Below are 15,634 nucleotides of genomic sequence, written 5' to 3' on the forward strand. Positions count from 1 at the left end.
CCCTAAGCAGCCGTTACCGCAGCAACGGATATGCACCCGCCCAACCAGAACCTGGTCGGCCCGAAGGCCGCCACGTTCACTCCGCCTCCGGATCCACCTTGTTCTGGCTCAAATACCGATTCAACACATCATCCTGCCCAGGCACAGAAGCGTCCCCCGCCACCTGCCACAACCGCCGCTCAATCCCCTGCGCCACCATATGCCCCACCGCCGCCTCAATCGCCGACAACACACAAAGCTGCGCCGGCTCATTCGTCGTATACCCAACCTCAGCCTCAAGCAACTTCTTGAACTCGATAAACTTGAAAATCCCCGCACTGCGCGCCACCGAATAAATCGTCTTGCTGGTCATCACATTCGCCAACACCTGCCCACTGCGCACATCCACCGCACGCAAGTTCACAGTCACCTGATCCACCCGATACTCACGCTGCAAATCAATCCCCAGATACCGCGCCCCTTCCCCACCGCTACGCACATTGGTGTCATAGGCGATGATCCCGCCTTCGAGCATCATGTTCGCCGCCTGCAACGGTGGCAGCTCACCCTGAATATTCACCGGCGTATTCGGCTTCTTCTGCGACGCACGAATAATCTTGCGCTCGGTCAACAGGTTCTGCAGCCCTTCCCGCTCCAGCACGACAAACCAGCCACTGGCCTGCATCGCGTCCATCAACATCGACGCCGCGCCCTGGGTCACGCTGGTGGAAAACGAACTCGCCGGCGTCGGTTTGTACTGCCCGGTCTGATCCCGGAACCCGTACACCACCGCCATCAACCGGCCCTTGGGTCGCGGCATCTTCAGCAAGTCGTAATAAGTCGAGGCCCTTGGAGTCAGGGTCGGGGTTTCGGTGTCCTGCTCGGCCGACATCGGCTCACGCAGACTGCACCCTTGTAATGTCGCCAACAGCAGCCCTAACGCGATGATCTTTTTCATGTCCGTCACTCCCCGGAACCGTCAGCCCGTCATGGGTTGAGGCCGTTCACCTGAATTTCCGAAACCTCACCGGTCGCTCGATCGGTCACTTCAATGCTCAGTGCCCCGGAGTCGTCGATGACGTTGACGATAAAAGAGTCAGTGGACAGGCTCCCCGTGTTGCCGGTGGAGATGTTGTCCAGCAACTGCCCTAGCAGCCGCGATTGCAATTGACTGGTGAAGCGCTCCAGCGCCGACGTCCCGGCCACTGCCGAGCGGCTCTGGATGTCCGGATCGTCGTGATCGTTTTGCGCCTGAGCGTTGTTGAGCAACCAGGTACCGTTCAGCGGATTGCCGCCGAACGACGGATTGACCGGCGTGTAGACCAGTTCAGTGGCCTGGACAGCGGCAGCGCTGGCGAGCCCGATCAACAACCCCGAGATCCACAATCCGCTGCGCCGTGAGAACGTTGTGCTGTTCATAGTTCGTCCTTCTCAAGGTCGGTGGTGTCCTGCAACAGAGCCTCCAGCTTGCGCTGGACAACCTGGCGTCGAACCCAGTCGGCGGCCGCGTAGGCCTCGTCCTTCAGTTCCACGGTGTTCGGCGGCAGGAAGCGCCGATAAACCAGGCGTTGCTGATATTCCACGGTCACCAGGCTGCCCCAGCGCGCGTCGGGCCGCTCGCGCACCACCAGGTTGAAATCCATCGGGCTGGTGTCGCGCAGGCGTTCACTGAACGAGTAGTAAAAGTCGTGGCCAATGTGCGAGATCGTGTCATCGACGATGAAGCCCATCATTTCGTCTTCTTCACCGGACTGAGCGCAGCCCGCCGCCACGGTGAGAATCAGCGCGCACCACCAGTGGCGAGTCATGGCTGCAACGCCTGTGGCAAATTCGATTGGCCTTTGGCCGGGCCATTGGTGCCTTCAAGAAAGGCTTTTTCGGCGACGAACTGCCAGTCCGAATAACGCTGCATGCCGTCGAAATCCGACCACTGCGTCGGGAAGCCCGATTGCTTCAAAGGCAGCTCGGTCGAAGGACTGTTGAGGCCGGTGATGCGTCCATCGAAACCACGTTGCAGTGCCCATTCACCCTGACCGATCGGGTCTGGATAGAGCTGACGCAGGTGATGCTTGGCCTCGGGAAAACGCTGATCTTCAAGCAGATCCGCCAGTTCTTTCGGGTACTGCGCCAACCCTGGCGAACTGCGGTAATAACTGCGCAACGCCTGTGCGTACTGAGTGCCGACCCAGAGCAACTGGCGTTCACGGTCACGGCGCGAAGCGGTCGACCACAGTTCGCCGGCACTGGCCAGCCCCATGCCCATCACCACAATCAGGAACAGCACGCCCAGGTAGGTGAAGCCACCCTGCTGCGCGCGCTTACCACTCGGAATACTGGCTGCCATCACGCGCCCTCCCGGTAGCACCGCTTTTGATATCAGCCACGCCACCCGCCACACCGTCCGGTGGCGCGATCAGCACCCACTGGTCTTTGCGTTCGGTGATCGGATCGAGTGGCGCGTTGCGCAGGTAACGTTGTTCGATCAGTTGCTCGATGGAATCCGGATACCGCCCGGTGTCGCCGTAAAAGTGATCCAGCGCCTCGCGCATCGCCGACAGGCTCTGGCGCAGGGTGGTTTCCTTCGACGCTTCGAGGCTGTTGAAGTAGCGCGGCAGCGCGATGGTCATCAGCGTGGCGATGATCGCCATCACCACCATCAGCTCCAGCAAGGTAAAACCTTTTTCCCGGCGCATGAGGTTCACCACTCGCGGTAGGCGATGCCGTTGAGGCCCTTGCCCCGGGCGTGGGAGTAGACGTCGAAAACGTCCTCGCCATCGCGCGGGTTTTGAGCCGAACTGTTGTAGGCGCGCACGCCCCAACCCCCTTCGTCATCACGTTTGGCCGGCACCAGCGGATCGCGCGGGATGCGGCGTAAAAAGTAGAACTTGGCGCCCTTGGCGCTGCGCACATCGCGCACGCCTTCGACCAGCACTTGCAGATTCGGCGGGTAGCCGCTGCTGTTCAGCGACTTCTCGATGTAGCCGGCATCGAACGCGCGTTTATAGGCGTCGATGCCATCGCGAATCTGGTACAGCGCGTTGCGTAATTCCTGCTCCTTGCCACGCCGCACCAAAGTCTCGGTCAGCGGCGCGGCCATGCTCGCCAACAGGCCGATCAGGGCCAGCGTCACCACGACTTCGATCAGGCTGAAACCGCGTTGGCAGGCGTTCATGATCAAGGCTTCTCGACGGTGACACGGGTGGTGGCCACGGCCGACTCACCGACGGTACGCGGCTGCGCGGCAGGCGACGGCATCACGTAACTCTGCGAACGATCCGGTGCCTGGATGTGCATGCTGGTTTCGGTACCAGTGGAGAACTCCATGTCCGACGGGCTCTGGTACGGCAGGTTGCGCACGATCCGTGGGGTGATCGACAGCACCAGTTCCGATTTGCCGACGGTGTCCTTGTTGCTGCCGAACAGCCGGCCAATCCCTGGGATATCGCCGAGGCCCGGAATCTTGTTGCCGGTGGCGCCGTGATCATTGCGCATCAGGCCGGCGAGGATCTGCGTTTCGCCGTCGTGCAGGCGCAGTGAGGTTTGTGCGTTGCGGGTGTCGACCTGCACCGGGATCGTGCCCTGCCGGGTCGGCTCCAGCGGCGTGGCGTTACTCACTTCGAGAGCAATCTTGATCGCCACTTCGTTGTTCAGGTGCACGGTCGGCTGCACTTCGAGCTTCAGACCGACGTCGAGGTAAGTGACGCTCTCAGTGATCACCGGGCCTTGCGTCGACGGCACCGAAGTCGCGCTGATGATCGGCACGCGCTGACCGATGTGGATCCGCGCCTGCTCACGGTTGCTCACACGAATCACCGGGCTGGCGAGGGTGTTGATGTCATTGTCCTGGGCGTTGATCTTGGCTTGCGGCGACGGCGAGATCGAAATCCGGCTGGAGTTGATGCCTTTCAGTTGATCAAGCAGGGTCACCGCCGAACCGTCGCTGTTGACCACGCCGAAGGTGTTCGGCCATTGCAGCCCTAGGTCGAGAATGCGCTGGGTGGCGACTTCCATCACTTCCACCTCCAGCACCACTTCCGGGTTGGACTGATCTTGCGACTGCAGAAGTTTCTCGGCCATGCGCACGGCGTCTTCGGTGTCGCGCATGGTCAGGGTGTTGAGGCGCTCATCAACGAACACGTCGCGGGTCTTGAGCATGGTTTTGACCATGTTCAGCGCGGTGTTGGCGTCGATGCTGGTCAGGTAGAACGTGCGCATCACCAGTTCCTGGTAATCCTTCACTTTCTGTGGCGAGTCCGGGTAGATGAGCAAGGTGTTTTCGTTCACCACTTTCTGGTGCAACTGGTTCTGTTGCAGCAGCAGGGTCACGGCGTCTTCAATGCGCACGTCACGCACGAAGATCGTCGCTTTCATGTCCGGGCGCAGGTCTTTGTCGAAGATGAAGTTCAGTCCGGCGACCTGCGACAGCACTTCGAAAATGGTCTTCAGGTTGGCGTCGCGAAATTCCAGAGTCACCGGCCGATCAAGCTTGGTGCGCAGTTGCGGATAAGCAATCACGTTGCGGCTCTGCACCAGACGAATGTTGCCTTGCAGCGCCAGCGCGCCTTCGTTGTTGGGGTCGAGTTCGAGGATCTGTTTGACCTGCCGATCAGCGCCGTAGATGTCACCGCGACGCAGGTCGCCACGGGCCAGTTCGAGTTTCTCGTCCATGCTGCGCAGGTAGTCCATCTGCTTCAGGGCATCCTGAGCGCGGCGGTTGTTCGGCTCGATGGTCAGCGCGCGGTTGTAGGCCACCCGCGCCGAGGCGAAATCGCGGCGCGAACGGTCGGTGTCGCCGGTCGTCAGCAACGCGGTGATGGCCTTGGCCCGACCGCTGTTGAGCAGCAAGTGCAGCTCGGTGTCCCGTGGGTTTTCGCGCAGACCTTCCTCGACACGGGCCAGCCCCGCTTCGTACTGACCCTGTTCAATCAGGTCGGCGGCTTCCTTGTTGGCCACTTGTGCAGAACTGCACGCGGCCAGCCCGGCACACAGGCCCAGGCTCATCAGCAAACGGGAACGGTTCATTGCGTACTCCCCACAGACAGGGTCTGCGACAAATGCAAAGGCAGGTAGACCAGACTCAGTTCCAGATCGGAAATGCCGGTGATCTTCCAGGTGTCGTCGATCACATCCCCATTGCGCACGACGTAGATCTTTTCGCCGTTCTGCAAAAACACTTGCAGGTCGCTGCGGTCATGCAGCCTGCCGACGAACTGAAACGGCACCGGTGGCAGGCTCGGGGCTTGCACCACTGTTGCTGGATTGATGGCCATTTCGGTGACCGTGGCCAGAGTCGGCGCGGCCTTCCAGGTCTTGGCGGCGAACAGGTCGCCGGCCGGGCTCAAATCCTTGATCGGGGCGTCTTTGGCCTTGGCGGTGCTGGCCGGCAGCGCGCCACGGGTTTTCCCCGGCGTAGCGACGGCCACTTCGTTGGAATCGGCGTCTTCGCTTGGCGAGAAATATTCCGGCAACCACGCCAGCGCGGCCGCTACGCCGAAGAATGCCAACCAACCTGTCACGCGCTTGGTATTCATCACGACCTCGACAGGTAAAGGGTCATACGGATCCGGCCGTTGAGGTCGGTGTCGCCAATCTTTTTGCGTTGCAACTCGAGGTCTTCCACCACCACCGCCGGCAATTGGCCGAGCAAGGCGTGCAGGAAGCGGCGCAGTTGCGGGTAGCTGCCGCGCACTGGCAGGAGAATCTGATAGCGCGCCAGATGGGTTTTCGGGTCGACGCCGAGGGCATATTCACCGCGCGCCAGGGTGATGTGCTCCTGGGCTGCAAGGGCGTAGATGCGATCGATGGCGACGGTGGCTTGCGGCTGCGCCGGCAGTTTGTTGCGGAAGTCGTCGAGCTGACGCTGTGGCACCACCGGTGGCGCGATGCTGCCGTCTTCAACCTTGGCCAAGTACTCGGTGGCTTCCTGAGTCTGCTGGCTCAGGTGCTGCAATGATTGCCAACCCGGCAGCAAACCACCGAGTGCCCAAGCCACGGCGATCAGCAGCAGCGCCAGCCCGGCCAGGCCCGGAACACCGAGACCTTGCAGGTATTCGTGGACGATCAGTCTAGGGATTCGCATCGCCAATCTCCCAAGTCGCCGACAGGTTGAATTGCACCGGTTGTTCCGGCGATTTGACGACGATTTCGTGGCTCAGCAGCGACACGTCCGACAGCTCGTCGCTGGCTTCCAAACGTTTGTGAAAATCGAGCATCGCTTGCAGATCTCGCGCTTCGGCGCTGATGCGTACCTGGCCTTTACGGGCATCCGGGGTCAGGCTCAGCAGCGCGACGTCATCGCGCGGCATCGCTTCGAGCATGGCGAACAGGCGTTCCCACGGCCGGCGCAGTTGCTGTGAGACCTTGCGCATTTCGGCGAGGTTTGCCGCTTGCTCACGGGTTTCCGCCGGGCTCAGGGTGGACTTGGCGCCGCTGTCTCCGGTGAGCTGACGCTGGGTGGTTTGCAGGTGGCCTTGTTGCTGTTCGGTGTGCGCGCCGAGGTGCTGTTGCACGCCGAAGCACAGCAGCGCCAGCAGCACACCGCCACCGAGCAAACTCCAACCCAATGGGCCGGAACGTGGCCGTGGCTGAAAATCGAGGTTAAGGGCGCGCATGTCAGGCCACCGCCCGGGACATGACGTACAAGCCGTCACGCACGGTCATCGAGTCGTCTTCAAGGGTGCACAGTTGCACACCCGTCACGTCCGGATGCGCATCGAGGCGCGCCGGGGCATGCAGATAAACGTTGAAGGCACGTTCGCTGGTCGAGGCTTGCAGCTGCCGTTCGCGACCGATCAAGGCATTCAGCGCCGCGTCGCTGTCGCTGCCGCCCACCGAACGCACGCCAGCCCAGCGCCCTTCCGTCGCCAGCAACAACACACTGCGTTGCGGCTCGGCGACGACAAAGAGGAAGTCGCCGGCATCGAGGCTTTTGTCGAAGCGATTGAACGCCGCCATCAGGTACGGTTGCACCGAGCGCAAACGCAAACCACGACCGCTGACCAGCGTGCGCAGGCGTTCGAGCAAGTCCTGCGGCAAGGCGCTGGCGATGCGGTCGTAACCGGCAGGCTCAGCAGACAACACCAGACTCCACGGCTGAGTCGGCGCGCCAAACAAGTCTTCGAAACACAGTTGGGCAAAGCCGCGCAGCTCTTCAGGACTGCTGATTTGCGCGCTCCACGGCACCAGGCAGAAGCGGCTGAAATGGCCGGAGATGACCACGCTCAATTCGGCACCGGCGCGGGCGTGTTCACCGAGCAGGCGATCAAGGGTGTCCAGCGCCACCGCATAGCTCTGGAAGCCTTCGTCGATGTAGCCGACGCTGCCCAGCCACAGGGTGTCGCTGCCGCGCCGCTGACCGAGGCCAACACCGCTGGCGCCGAGCACGGCGACAAAACGCTCACGCGATAAAAGTGACACGATTGATCTCCTCCAGCGTGGTGCGACCTTGTTCCACCAGCTCCAGCGCCGATTCGCGCAGCAGGCGCAAACCACGGGCACAGGCCAGGGCTTTGATTTGTTTGATCGGTTGGCGCTCGACGATCATCTGGCGCAGCTCGTCGTCGAGGTGCAGCAACTCGGCAATCGCCGTGCGCCCGCGATAACCGCTGCCCCGGCAGTGGCCGCAGCCTTTGCCGTGGACGAAGTGGTAGTGATCGACTTTCTGCGGATCGAGGCCCGAGGCGCGCAGCTCTTCATCGCTTGGATTGACCGGCGCGCTGCAACTGGCGCACACCAGCCGAATCAGGCGCTGGGCGAGAATCGCATTGAGCGCCGAGACCAGGCTGTAGGGGTCGATTTCCATTTGGGTGAAGCGGCCGATCACGTCGAAAACGTTGTTGGCGTGGATGGTGGTGAACACTAGGTGGCCAGTGAGCGCCGATTGCACGGCGATCTGCGCGGTGTCCGGGTCACGGATTTCGCCGACCATGATCTTGTCCGGGTCGTGGCGCAGGATCGAGCGCAAACCCCGGGCGAAGGTCAGGCCTTTTTTCTCGTTGACCGGGATCTGCAGCACCCCCGGCAGTTGATATTCGACCGGGTCTTCGATGGTGATGATCTTGTCCACGCCGTGGTTGATCTCGGTGATCATCGCGTACAGCGTGGTGGTCTTGCCGCTGCCGGTCGGGCCGGTCACAAGGACCATCCCGTAGGGTTCGGCGGCGAGCCGGCGCAACTGACGCAAGGTTTCGTCTTCAAAGCCCAGCGCCTGCAATTGCACGCCGCAGACCTTGTCGGCCAGATCCTGTTTGTCGAGGACACGCAGCACCGCGTCTTCGCCAAAAATGCTCGGCATGATCGACACACGGAAGTCAATCTGACGGCCACTGATGCCGATCTTGAAACGACCGTCCTGCGGCACGCGTTTTTCGCCGATGTCCAGTTCAGCCATGACCTTGACCCGCGAGATCACCTGCTCGGCGAACTCGTTGCCCTGGACTTTGCTGATGTTATTGAGCACACCGTCGATGCGGTACTTGATCACCAGACCGTGGCCGGTGGTGCCGAGGTGGATGTCGCTGGCGTGCATTTTCAGCGCGTCGTAGAGGGTCGAGTTGACCAGTTTCACCACGCTGCTGGCATCTTCGCTGATGCTGGTCAGCGACAGGCTTTGCAGGGTGTCGATTTCATGGTGCGTGTCGCCCTGGGCGTTCAGCGATTCGACGGCGTGGAAGCTTTCTTCGTGACGGGCCAGATAGGCCTTGAGGTCATCGGCGTGCACCAGATGCAGCGGCGCTCCGTGCAGGCAGTCATCGATCCAGGCCAGCCGCGCCGGGTCGAAGGGGTCGGCAAACACGCCGATGACTTCGTCGTTGTGGCGCAGCAGGATGAATTCACGTTTCAGGCATTGTGCGAGGGTGACGCGGTCGAACACCGGCGTCGCCGCAAACAGGCTGTCGGTGTCGAGCACCGGGTAATGCAGGGTGGCGCCGAGGGTGTGAATGAACGGCATCGGCGCCAGTTCACAGAGTACGCCAAGGGCTTCAAGCACGCGTTCGCCGGAGGTGGCGGCCCGCGCCCGGGCCTGGGCAAGCTGTTCACTGGAAAAGCGTTCTGGCGCGCTTTCGGCCAGCAGAGGTTCGACGACAACGGACAGACGTTCCATGGCTTGCTCTCCAACCGGGGCTCAGTGCCCTGTCGGCGCGGCAAACCTTGACGGCAAGTGCCGGAACGTCTGATCGCGCCATTACTCCCCGGTGAGCATTTGATCGTCGTCCGGCGCCATGGATTGCGACTGCCGTCGCCGATCCGCCAACACCCAACTGCCATCGTACAACTGCAACGGGAAGCTCTCGGTCCTGCTCTGGCGTCGTTCGACGAAGCCCTCGGAAGGGCTCGCACCGGGTTTCGCTTCGCGCTTGATGCCCAGAAGGTCGCAGACAGCTCGGGCCAGTTCCGCCAATGGAAACGGTTTGAACAGGATGTGGCTGACTTGCAGTTGCCGCGCCCGCTCACAGACTTCAGCGGTGGGGTGACCTGTTATCAGCACAAAATTACACGTCCTGTTCTGGCGGACCGCGTCGAGCACCTCAAAGCCTTCCATATCGGGCAAGCGGTAATCGAACACCAGCACGTCGGGGGCAAACGTTTCGGCCAAACCGATACCCGTCGCTCCGTCATGTGCAATCCGGACGTCCAGCCCCTGCGCCGACAGATAATCCTGAAGGTTCTGTGCAAGCAGCTGCTCGTCTTCGACAACCAGTACTTTGTTAACCAAGGTCGACTCCTTGAAACAGCAGGTCCGATGACCCCGCCCTGAGAGTGCGCCTTACCAGGGGTAACGCACACTTCATGCCAGGCTGAGCGCCGGTAATTTTATCTCTTCATGTCCTTGAATTTAATGACAATGCCCGCTCGTCCCGGTACCCCGTTCCCCAGAAACGGGGAAGCACCTGAATGGGCATCGAAGCCATTCCCCACTATTGGGGGGGAACCTTCAGTCGTCGTCAATTCGTTCGATCCTGTTCTGCACCCGTAATTGCGCGAGCACCTGACGACGAGCCTGGGTCTGTTGCTGTCGGGCGAGCTCTGCCCTGACTGTATCCAGCCCCTGCAAATCTGGGACATCGGCGGCCTCCAGGTGGTTCGGCAAATAAATCACATGCCAGCCGAACGGTGAGCGCACCGGTTGGCTGGCAAACGTCGCGGCCTCGGCAATCGGCGCGCGCATCTGCATCAAGCGTAGACGCGCTGCGGCCACTGTGGCTGCATCCGCTTGCGCGGGCACGCGGATCAGCAGGTGGCGGGGTTGCAAGGTATTGGCGCGGATCAGCTCGGCAAACATCTGCTGCGCCGCCATTTCCCGGCGGGTGTACTCGGTGAAGGACGCTTCGTCGAAACCGGCGTCCTGCAAGCGCCGGACGAATTTATCCGTGCCGCCGATGGCACTGCGGGTCTGCTCGACTTGCTGAAGCACCACTTGATCGTCGATCTGCACCCCGCGCTTTTGCGCTTCCTGCCACAGCAGCTCTTTGTCGATCAGCGCTTGCAGTGCTGCCTGGCGCAGCTGTTTATAGGCTTTGGGATTACGAATGCTCGCCACGGCGCGACCCTGATCTTCCAGGTATTCGGCGAAGAAGCGCTCAAAGCGAAACCCGGAAATCTCCTCGCCGTTGACTCGCGCCACGGCCGGCTCGTTATTGGCCCACGCCAGCGGCAACCAGCAGGTCAGCAGCATTATCAGCGTTGTGAGCTTCATGATCGGGCCCTCCATTCAGGGGCTGGCAACAATCGGTTTATAGGGGGCGACCAGATAAAAGCGCTGATCCGGCAAGTCCACGGTGACCACATGGGCGCCGCTCAGACCCAGGCGTCGTCCGGGGCCGAAACTCAGGCGCGGGGTCAGGCCGGTGTCGAAGTCGTGCAGGCCTTCCAGCGCCGTCACCAGTTTTTCGCGGCTGGCGTCGCGGCCGGCCTGTTTCATGCCTTCGCTGAGCAGCAACATCGAGGCGTAGGCGCCGACTTGCAGCACCGCATGCTGGGCGCCGAGGCCCTGGCCTTCGCGCAGCAGCGTCAGGGCCATGCGCCCGGTCTGGGTCCAGTCGCTGGGCACGAACGGATAGGCGAGAAACACCCGCCGAGTAAAGCCGTCGGGGACTTGCAGCAGATCGCCGGCCACCTGGCTGGAGGCGGCGAACAGATACGGCACCTGCCCGGCGCTTTGCAGCCGCGTCGCCAAACGACTGAAACCGCCGCCAGTACCCAGATAAAACACCGAGCGCGAACCCAGCGGTAGCGCATCCGCCGTCGGGTCGTAGGCTTGCAGTTGGACTTTTTGCCAGCCGTGATCCTGTAAATACTGGCCGAGGTTTTGCGCAGCCAGCGTTTGTGCAGGATCATCGGGATAGGCAATCAACGTCGGTCCTTGCAGCACACGCAGACTTGCCGTGGCGTAGTCGGCCAGCGCGATCAGTTGCTCGCGCAGGCCGGGCAACGGTTCGAAAATCTGCGGACTGGCCTGCATCGATCCGAGCAACGACAAGGCGCCAATCAGCGGTACGCCAGACTGCTCCAGTCGACTTGCCAGTTCGCTGTCGAGGGCCGGCGCCAGCGGCGCGATCAGGGCGAACACCTGCTCCTGCTCGATCAAACGCTGCAACGCCTGCTCGGCACTGGCGCGGTCCGGGCCGGGATCGATCACCGTCAAGCGCAACTGCCGGCCGTGTATGCCACCGGCCTGATTGATCCGCGCGACACTGCCGTTGAGTACCGCTGCCACTGTCGCGCCCTCCTCGGCCAAAGGGCCTTGGCTGGGCAGCAAGGTGCCCAGGTGCAAAGTCTCGGCATCGAGGCCGGGGTCGCGTTCATCGGCGAGGCGTTTGAGATAGGCAGTGAGGTTGCGCTGATCCTTCATCGACAACAGAAAGCGCGGCATGCTCGGGTCGAGGCGATTGTGGCCGGGGTCGCGGCCCTGCTCGATGACGGTCGCCAGACTGCTCTCGGTGTAGGCCGGATAGCTGCGCCCATTGACCTGTTGCTGGCCATACGTGCTGGTCAGTCGCGCCCAGTTCAGCGGCGGCGGACGCACCCCGCCTTCCGGTCGACCGAGGCCATCGGCGCCATGGCAATTGGCGCACGGCAGGCTGGTTGCCGGCAGCAACACATCTGCCGCACCGACCCGCGCCATGATCGCCTCGCCACTGGCCGACAGACCCAGGCGGTACAGGCGCTTGCCCGCCGCCTCTTCCGGGCTCAGCGGCGCAGCGCCCGCGCCAAGGCTGACGCCAGCGAGCAGGATCAGGGCGAGGACGCGGCTCAGGTTCATGGCGCGGACTCAACGGCCAGCCACGGGCATTGTCAGCAACTGCAAGCGCTGGGCAATGGCGGCGGCCGGGGCGTCGGGACGGATCTTGCTCCAGCGTTTATTGGCGACATCGCCGACGATCAACTGCGTGGAATGCTGCTCGGGCGTCGGCACGATCTGGCCGATGCGGCTCAATACCAGGTCCATCTGCGCTTTGTCGCCAGTAAGAAAAAGCCAATGAGGGTCATCGGAACCCTGCTTCAAGGTGTAAGCCTTGAGCACCGCTGGCGTGTCGCGCAGCGGGTCACTGGTAAGGGAAATAAAGGTGATGTCCTGCGCCTTGTCGCCCAACAGCTCGCGGACTTCCTTGAGCTTTTGCGTGATCAGCGGGCAGGCATCGTTGCAACTGGTGAAGATCACGTTGAGCAGCACTATGCGGTTTTGCAGCGCATCGCTGTAGAAGCGCAACGTCTCGCCGTTCTGATCCTGCAACGGCGTGTCGGTGAACCAGGTTTTCGCGTCGTGGGTGCCTTTGGCCGGCGCAGCAGCCACAGCGGCTGGCGGCTCAGAGACATGGCCTTCGTGAGCGAACGCGACGTTACCGAGAATCCAGAAGCACACGGTCAGGGAGATCCAGTCGAGCAGTCTCATGGCTGTTGCTCCATGGCGATGGCGGTGTGTTTGGCGTGGGTGCGCAGGCCGCTGAGTTTTTCCACTTCCTTGGCCAGCAGCGCCGGATCAGTGAAGCCGTAGTAGCGCATCCAGTGGCGGCTGTCGCCGTCGCCGACGAGGATCAGCGGTTGATGACTCTTCAGGTCGCCGCTGAAACTGCCGAGGCCCTTGAGGGTTTCATTGATCGACTGTGGCGAGCCGGTCAGCCAGCTCCAGCCCGGCCCGCGCTGGAAGGTACGGGCATAATCCTGCAAGCGTTTCGGGTCGTCGCGCTGTGGGTCGATGCTGATCGACACCAGTTGCACTTCGTCGCCAACCCGCGCGCCAAGCTGCTTCTGCACCTTGCCCATGATCGACGAAACCACCGGGCACACCGTGGTGCAACTGGTGTAGATAAAGCTCATAACGACGATTTTGCCCTGCACCAGGTCTTGTTCGAGGCGCACGGTTTTACCGTTCTGATCGAGCAGCGGCACATTGGCGAATTTCACTTGGGCATGCTCTTGGGTGTTGCTGGCCGGGGCTTTGTGCCCGGCGTGTTCGTCGGCCGAATGAGCGTGGACTTGTTGAATGCCAAAGCTCAACAGGCACAGGGTCAGCAGGCCACTGGATGCAAATCGGTTCATGTCGAAACTCCTCTTCAACGGGCCTGGCCGGGGGTGACCCGAACACTGGCAAAGGTCTTGTCATCGAAACCGGCGCCCAGCGATGCCGCACGCACATGCAGGTACCAGGCGCCGCTGCGGTCGAGGGTGATTGGCGCCTCGTACACGCCGTCGGCGACTTCCAGCGCCGCCACTTCACGCGGGTGCGAAGTGGGCGCGAGGTAGTAGCGCAGTTGCACGTCTTTCACGCCGCTGCGCTGGCTTTTGTCTTTGCCTTGCACGATGCGGAAACGCACGACGTACGGGTCGTTGAGTGCCACGGCAGTCTTGTCGAGGAGGAACTCGACTTTCGGCTGGCCGAGGTGTTTTTGCGGTTTGCCGTCAGGCTCAATCTGCGCAGTGAAGCAGTGAATGATGTTCGGTTGGTTGAGCAGGAACGCCACGTCGAAACGCCCCGCTGCCGGCAGCTTCACCCGCGCGCTGTAGAGGCCCGGCGAGACTTCGCGCAGGCTGCGGTCGATGACCATGGCGGCGCGGGCGATCTGGCCACGGTTGGGGTAACCGGACATCGGCGCGTTCATGCCTTCGGCGTAGAAATAGGTGGTGTTGTCGACCGGATTGACCACGAACACCGCGTTGTCATCGCGCGACACCGCCAGGCTTGAGGCCAGCGGCAAATCCCCGGCCAGGCGCGGCGCTTGCGGGCCGGCCTCGAAACCTTGGCTGATCGGCTGGCGGCCTTCGCCGAGGGAGGACAGGTTGATCATGGTGACTTTCGGTGACGCGAGTCCGCGGATGTAGGCGTAGGCCTGGGTGAACACCACTTGGTAGGGTTCGGCGCTGACGTCGAGGTCGTGGATCGCGCTGTTGGTGGAGGCGTCGATAACCGTGGCGCGGTTTTCCAAGGTGTTGAGCACAAGACCGAAGCGTCCGTCGGCGCTGAAGCCCATCGGGCCGAGGCCTTGTTGCAGTTTGATCACCCGGCGGATGGCGTGGGTGCTGGCGTCGATCACGGTGACGGTGCCGTCCTTGCCATCGGCGACGTAGACCGCGCCGGACAGCGCCGAATAGGCGACTGACAGCGGATGCGAGCCGGTTTTGATCTGCTGGACGATGTTCAGGCTGGCGATGTCGATCACGCTGACGGTGCCGTCGTCGCGGTTGCTGACGAAGGCAAAACGGCTGTCCTTGCTGAAGCTGATTTCGTGGTGGCCGCGCCCGGTCTGCAAGTGTTTGAGAGGTTTGAGGCTTTGGCTGTCGATCACCGTCACGCCGGAGTCTTCGGCTTTGCTGGCGTTGTTGCCGACCCAGAGCAGGCGTTCATCCGGTTGCAGTGCCACGCGCACCGGTTGGCTGCCGGCGGCGATCGAGTCGAGGACTTTGAATTGCTCGCTGTCGATGACGGCCACTTCGCCCGCCGTTGGCATCGAGACGAACACACGTTTGTTGTCTTTGGGCGTGACCCAATCCATCGGTGGTTGCTTGAGTTCGATCCGCGCGAGGGTGCTGGTGATGCCGCCCACTGACACCGACGGATCGACCACGGCGATGCTGGCGTCGCGGTTCATCACCAGCAGGAAATAGCTGTTGAGGTCGAGCAACGGCCGCGCGCCGATGTTGGATTTGAGGAACACCCCGACCCGGGCTTTGCAGCTCTTGTCGCGGCCCTGGGCTTGATCGGCGGCGAGGGTTTGCGGATCGACCCAGGCGCCCGGCGCCACCCCGGACAACGGCTGGCCGGAAGCGCTGTCGGTGACGCGGAACTGCACATCGGCGAATTCGCCTTCGCGCAGCTTGCCGTCGGCGGCCAGTGGCTTAAGGTTGAAGTCCACCGCCACACCGTCGCGGTTCAGCGTCTGCTCGCCAGCGGTTTGCGCCAGCGCAATCTCACTCAGCGTTAACAACGCCCCGGCCATGGCTAGGGTGCAAATACCGACGATGTTGATGATCCTGTTCATACCACCCTCCCCTCATTTGCAAACCCATCCCTGTAGGAGTGAGCCTGCTCGCGATGGCGTCATCCGCCTCACCATCCGAAACCGAGTTGTCCCGATCGCGAGCAGACTCACTCCTACATGGGATTTGCATTCATCCCACCCTCTTCATTGCCTACCACGCCCCCTGTGGGAGCTGGCTT

Annotated in this window: 18 protein-coding genes; all 18 read right to left on the bottom strand. The window is 62.1% G+C overall.

Annotated features, from left to right (window positions below):
* Positions 1-76: 76 nt before the first annotated feature.
* Positions 77-937, bottom strand: coding sequence for a CsgG/HfaB family protein (locus PMI23_RS20150; protein ID WP_007919403.1), 861 nt, complete (start codon positions 935-937; stop codon positions 77-79).
* 29 nt (positions 938-966) lie between these two features.
* Complete coding sequence (locus tag PMI23_RS20155; protein ID WP_007919401.1) at positions 967-1,398, bottom strand: curli assembly protein CsgF; 432 nt, start codon at positions 1,396-1,398, stop codon at positions 967-969.
* The gene (gene csgE, locus PMI23_RS20160) at positions 1,395-1,787 is read right to left on the bottom strand and encodes a curli production assembly/transport protein CsgE (protein ID WP_007919398.1); all 393 of its coding nucleotides are present in this window, start codon (positions 1,785-1,787) and stop codon (positions 1,395-1,397) included. Before csgE ends, PMI23_RS20155 begins: the two co-directional genes overlap by 4 nt.
* Positions 1,784-2,323: a type II secretion system protein gene (locus PMI23_RS20165; RefSeq protein WP_007919397.1), complete on the bottom strand. Its 540-nt coding sequence runs from the start codon at positions 2,321-2,323 to the stop codon at positions 1,784-1,786. The genes csgE and PMI23_RS20165 overlap by 4 nt, the downstream gene beginning before the upstream one ends.
* Positions 2,298-2,672 carry a type II secretion system protein gene (locus PMI23_RS20170; RefSeq protein WP_007919395.1) on the bottom strand — a complete coding sequence of 125 codons (375 nt, stop codon included), beginning with the start codon at positions 2,670-2,672 and terminating at the stop codon, positions 2,298-2,300. The genes PMI23_RS20165 and PMI23_RS20170 overlap by 26 nt, the downstream gene beginning before the upstream one ends.
* 5 nt (positions 2,673-2,677) lie before the next feature.
* A complete protein-coding gene (locus tag PMI23_RS20175) occupies positions 2,678-3,151 on the bottom strand; it encodes a type II secretion system protein (RefSeq protein WP_007919393.1) in 474 nt (157 codons plus the stop codon).
* Between the two features lie 2 nt (positions 3,152-3,153).
* Positions 3,154-5,001 (bottom strand): secretin N-terminal domain-containing protein, encoded by a 1,848-nt coding sequence (locus tag PMI23_RS20180; RefSeq protein ID WP_007919391.1) that lies wholly within the window; start codon positions 4,999-5,001, stop codon positions 3,154-3,156.
* Complete coding sequence (locus PMI23_RS20185) at positions 4,998-5,510, bottom strand: hypothetical protein (RefSeq protein WP_007919390.1); 513 nt, start codon at positions 5,508-5,510, stop codon at positions 4,998-5,000. The genes PMI23_RS20180 and PMI23_RS20185 overlap by 4 nt, the downstream gene beginning before the upstream one ends.
* Positions 5,510-6,058, bottom strand: a complete 549-nt coding sequence (locus tag PMI23_RS20190) for a GspMb/PilO family protein (protein ID WP_007919384.1) — start codon at positions 6,056-6,058, stop codon at positions 5,510-5,512. Before PMI23_RS20190 ends, PMI23_RS20185 begins: the two co-directional genes overlap by 1 nt.
* Positions 6,045-6,590: a PilN domain-containing protein gene (locus tag PMI23_RS20195; protein ID WP_007919382.1), complete on the bottom strand. Its 546-nt coding sequence runs from the start codon at positions 6,588-6,590 to the stop codon at positions 6,045-6,047. Before PMI23_RS20195 ends, PMI23_RS20190 begins: the two co-directional genes overlap by 14 nt.
* Position 6,591: 1 nt before the next feature.
* On the bottom strand, positions 6,592-7,395 hold the full coding sequence (locus tag PMI23_RS20200; protein WP_007919381.1) for a hypothetical protein: 804 nt from the start codon (positions 7,393-7,395) through the stop codon (positions 6,592-6,594).
* The gene (locus PMI23_RS20205; protein WP_007919380.1) at positions 7,376-9,082 is read right to left on the bottom strand and encodes a GspE/PulE family protein; all 1,707 of its coding nucleotides are present in this window, start codon (positions 9,080-9,082) and stop codon (positions 7,376-7,378) included. The genes PMI23_RS20200 and PMI23_RS20205 overlap by 20 nt, the downstream gene beginning before the upstream one ends.
* An 81-nt stretch (positions 9,083-9,163) precedes the next feature.
* Positions 9,164-9,694 (bottom strand): response regulator, encoded by a 531-nt coding sequence (locus PMI23_RS20210; protein ID WP_007919379.1) that lies wholly within the window; start codon positions 9,692-9,694, stop codon positions 9,164-9,166.
* Positions 9,695-9,913: 219 nt separating this feature from the next.
* Positions 9,914-10,675: a peptidylprolyl isomerase gene (locus PMI23_RS20215; protein WP_007919377.1), complete on the bottom strand. Its 762-nt coding sequence runs from the start codon at positions 10,673-10,675 to the stop codon at positions 9,914-9,916.
* A 15-nt stretch (positions 10,676-10,690) separates the two neighbouring features.
* On the bottom strand, positions 10,691-12,241 hold the full coding sequence (locus PMI23_RS20220) for a cytochrome c/ABC transporter substrate-binding protein (protein WP_007919375.1): 1,551 nt from the start codon (positions 12,239-12,241) through the stop codon (positions 10,691-10,693).
* 9 nt (positions 12,242-12,250) lie between these two features.
* Positions 12,251-12,871, bottom strand: a complete 621-nt coding sequence (locus tag PMI23_RS20225) for an SCO family protein (protein ID WP_007919362.1) — start codon at positions 12,869-12,871, stop codon at positions 12,251-12,253.
* Positions 12,868-13,518: an SCO family protein gene (locus tag PMI23_RS20230; protein WP_007919361.1), complete on the bottom strand. Its 651-nt coding sequence runs from the start codon at positions 13,516-13,518 to the stop codon at positions 12,868-12,870. The genes PMI23_RS20225 and PMI23_RS20230 overlap by 4 nt, the downstream gene beginning before the upstream one ends.
* 14 nt (positions 13,519-13,532) lie before the next feature.
* Complete coding sequence (locus PMI23_RS20235; RefSeq protein WP_007919360.1) at positions 13,533-15,455, bottom strand: YncE family protein; 1,923 nt, start codon at positions 15,453-15,455, stop codon at positions 13,533-13,535.
* Positions 15,456-15,634: the final 179 nt, after the last annotated feature.

Source organism: Pseudomonas sp. GM24 (assembly GCF_000282235.1).
In the GTDB taxonomy this organism is placed as follows: Bacteria; Pseudomonadota; Gammaproteobacteria; order Pseudomonadales; family Pseudomonadaceae; genus Aquipseudomonas.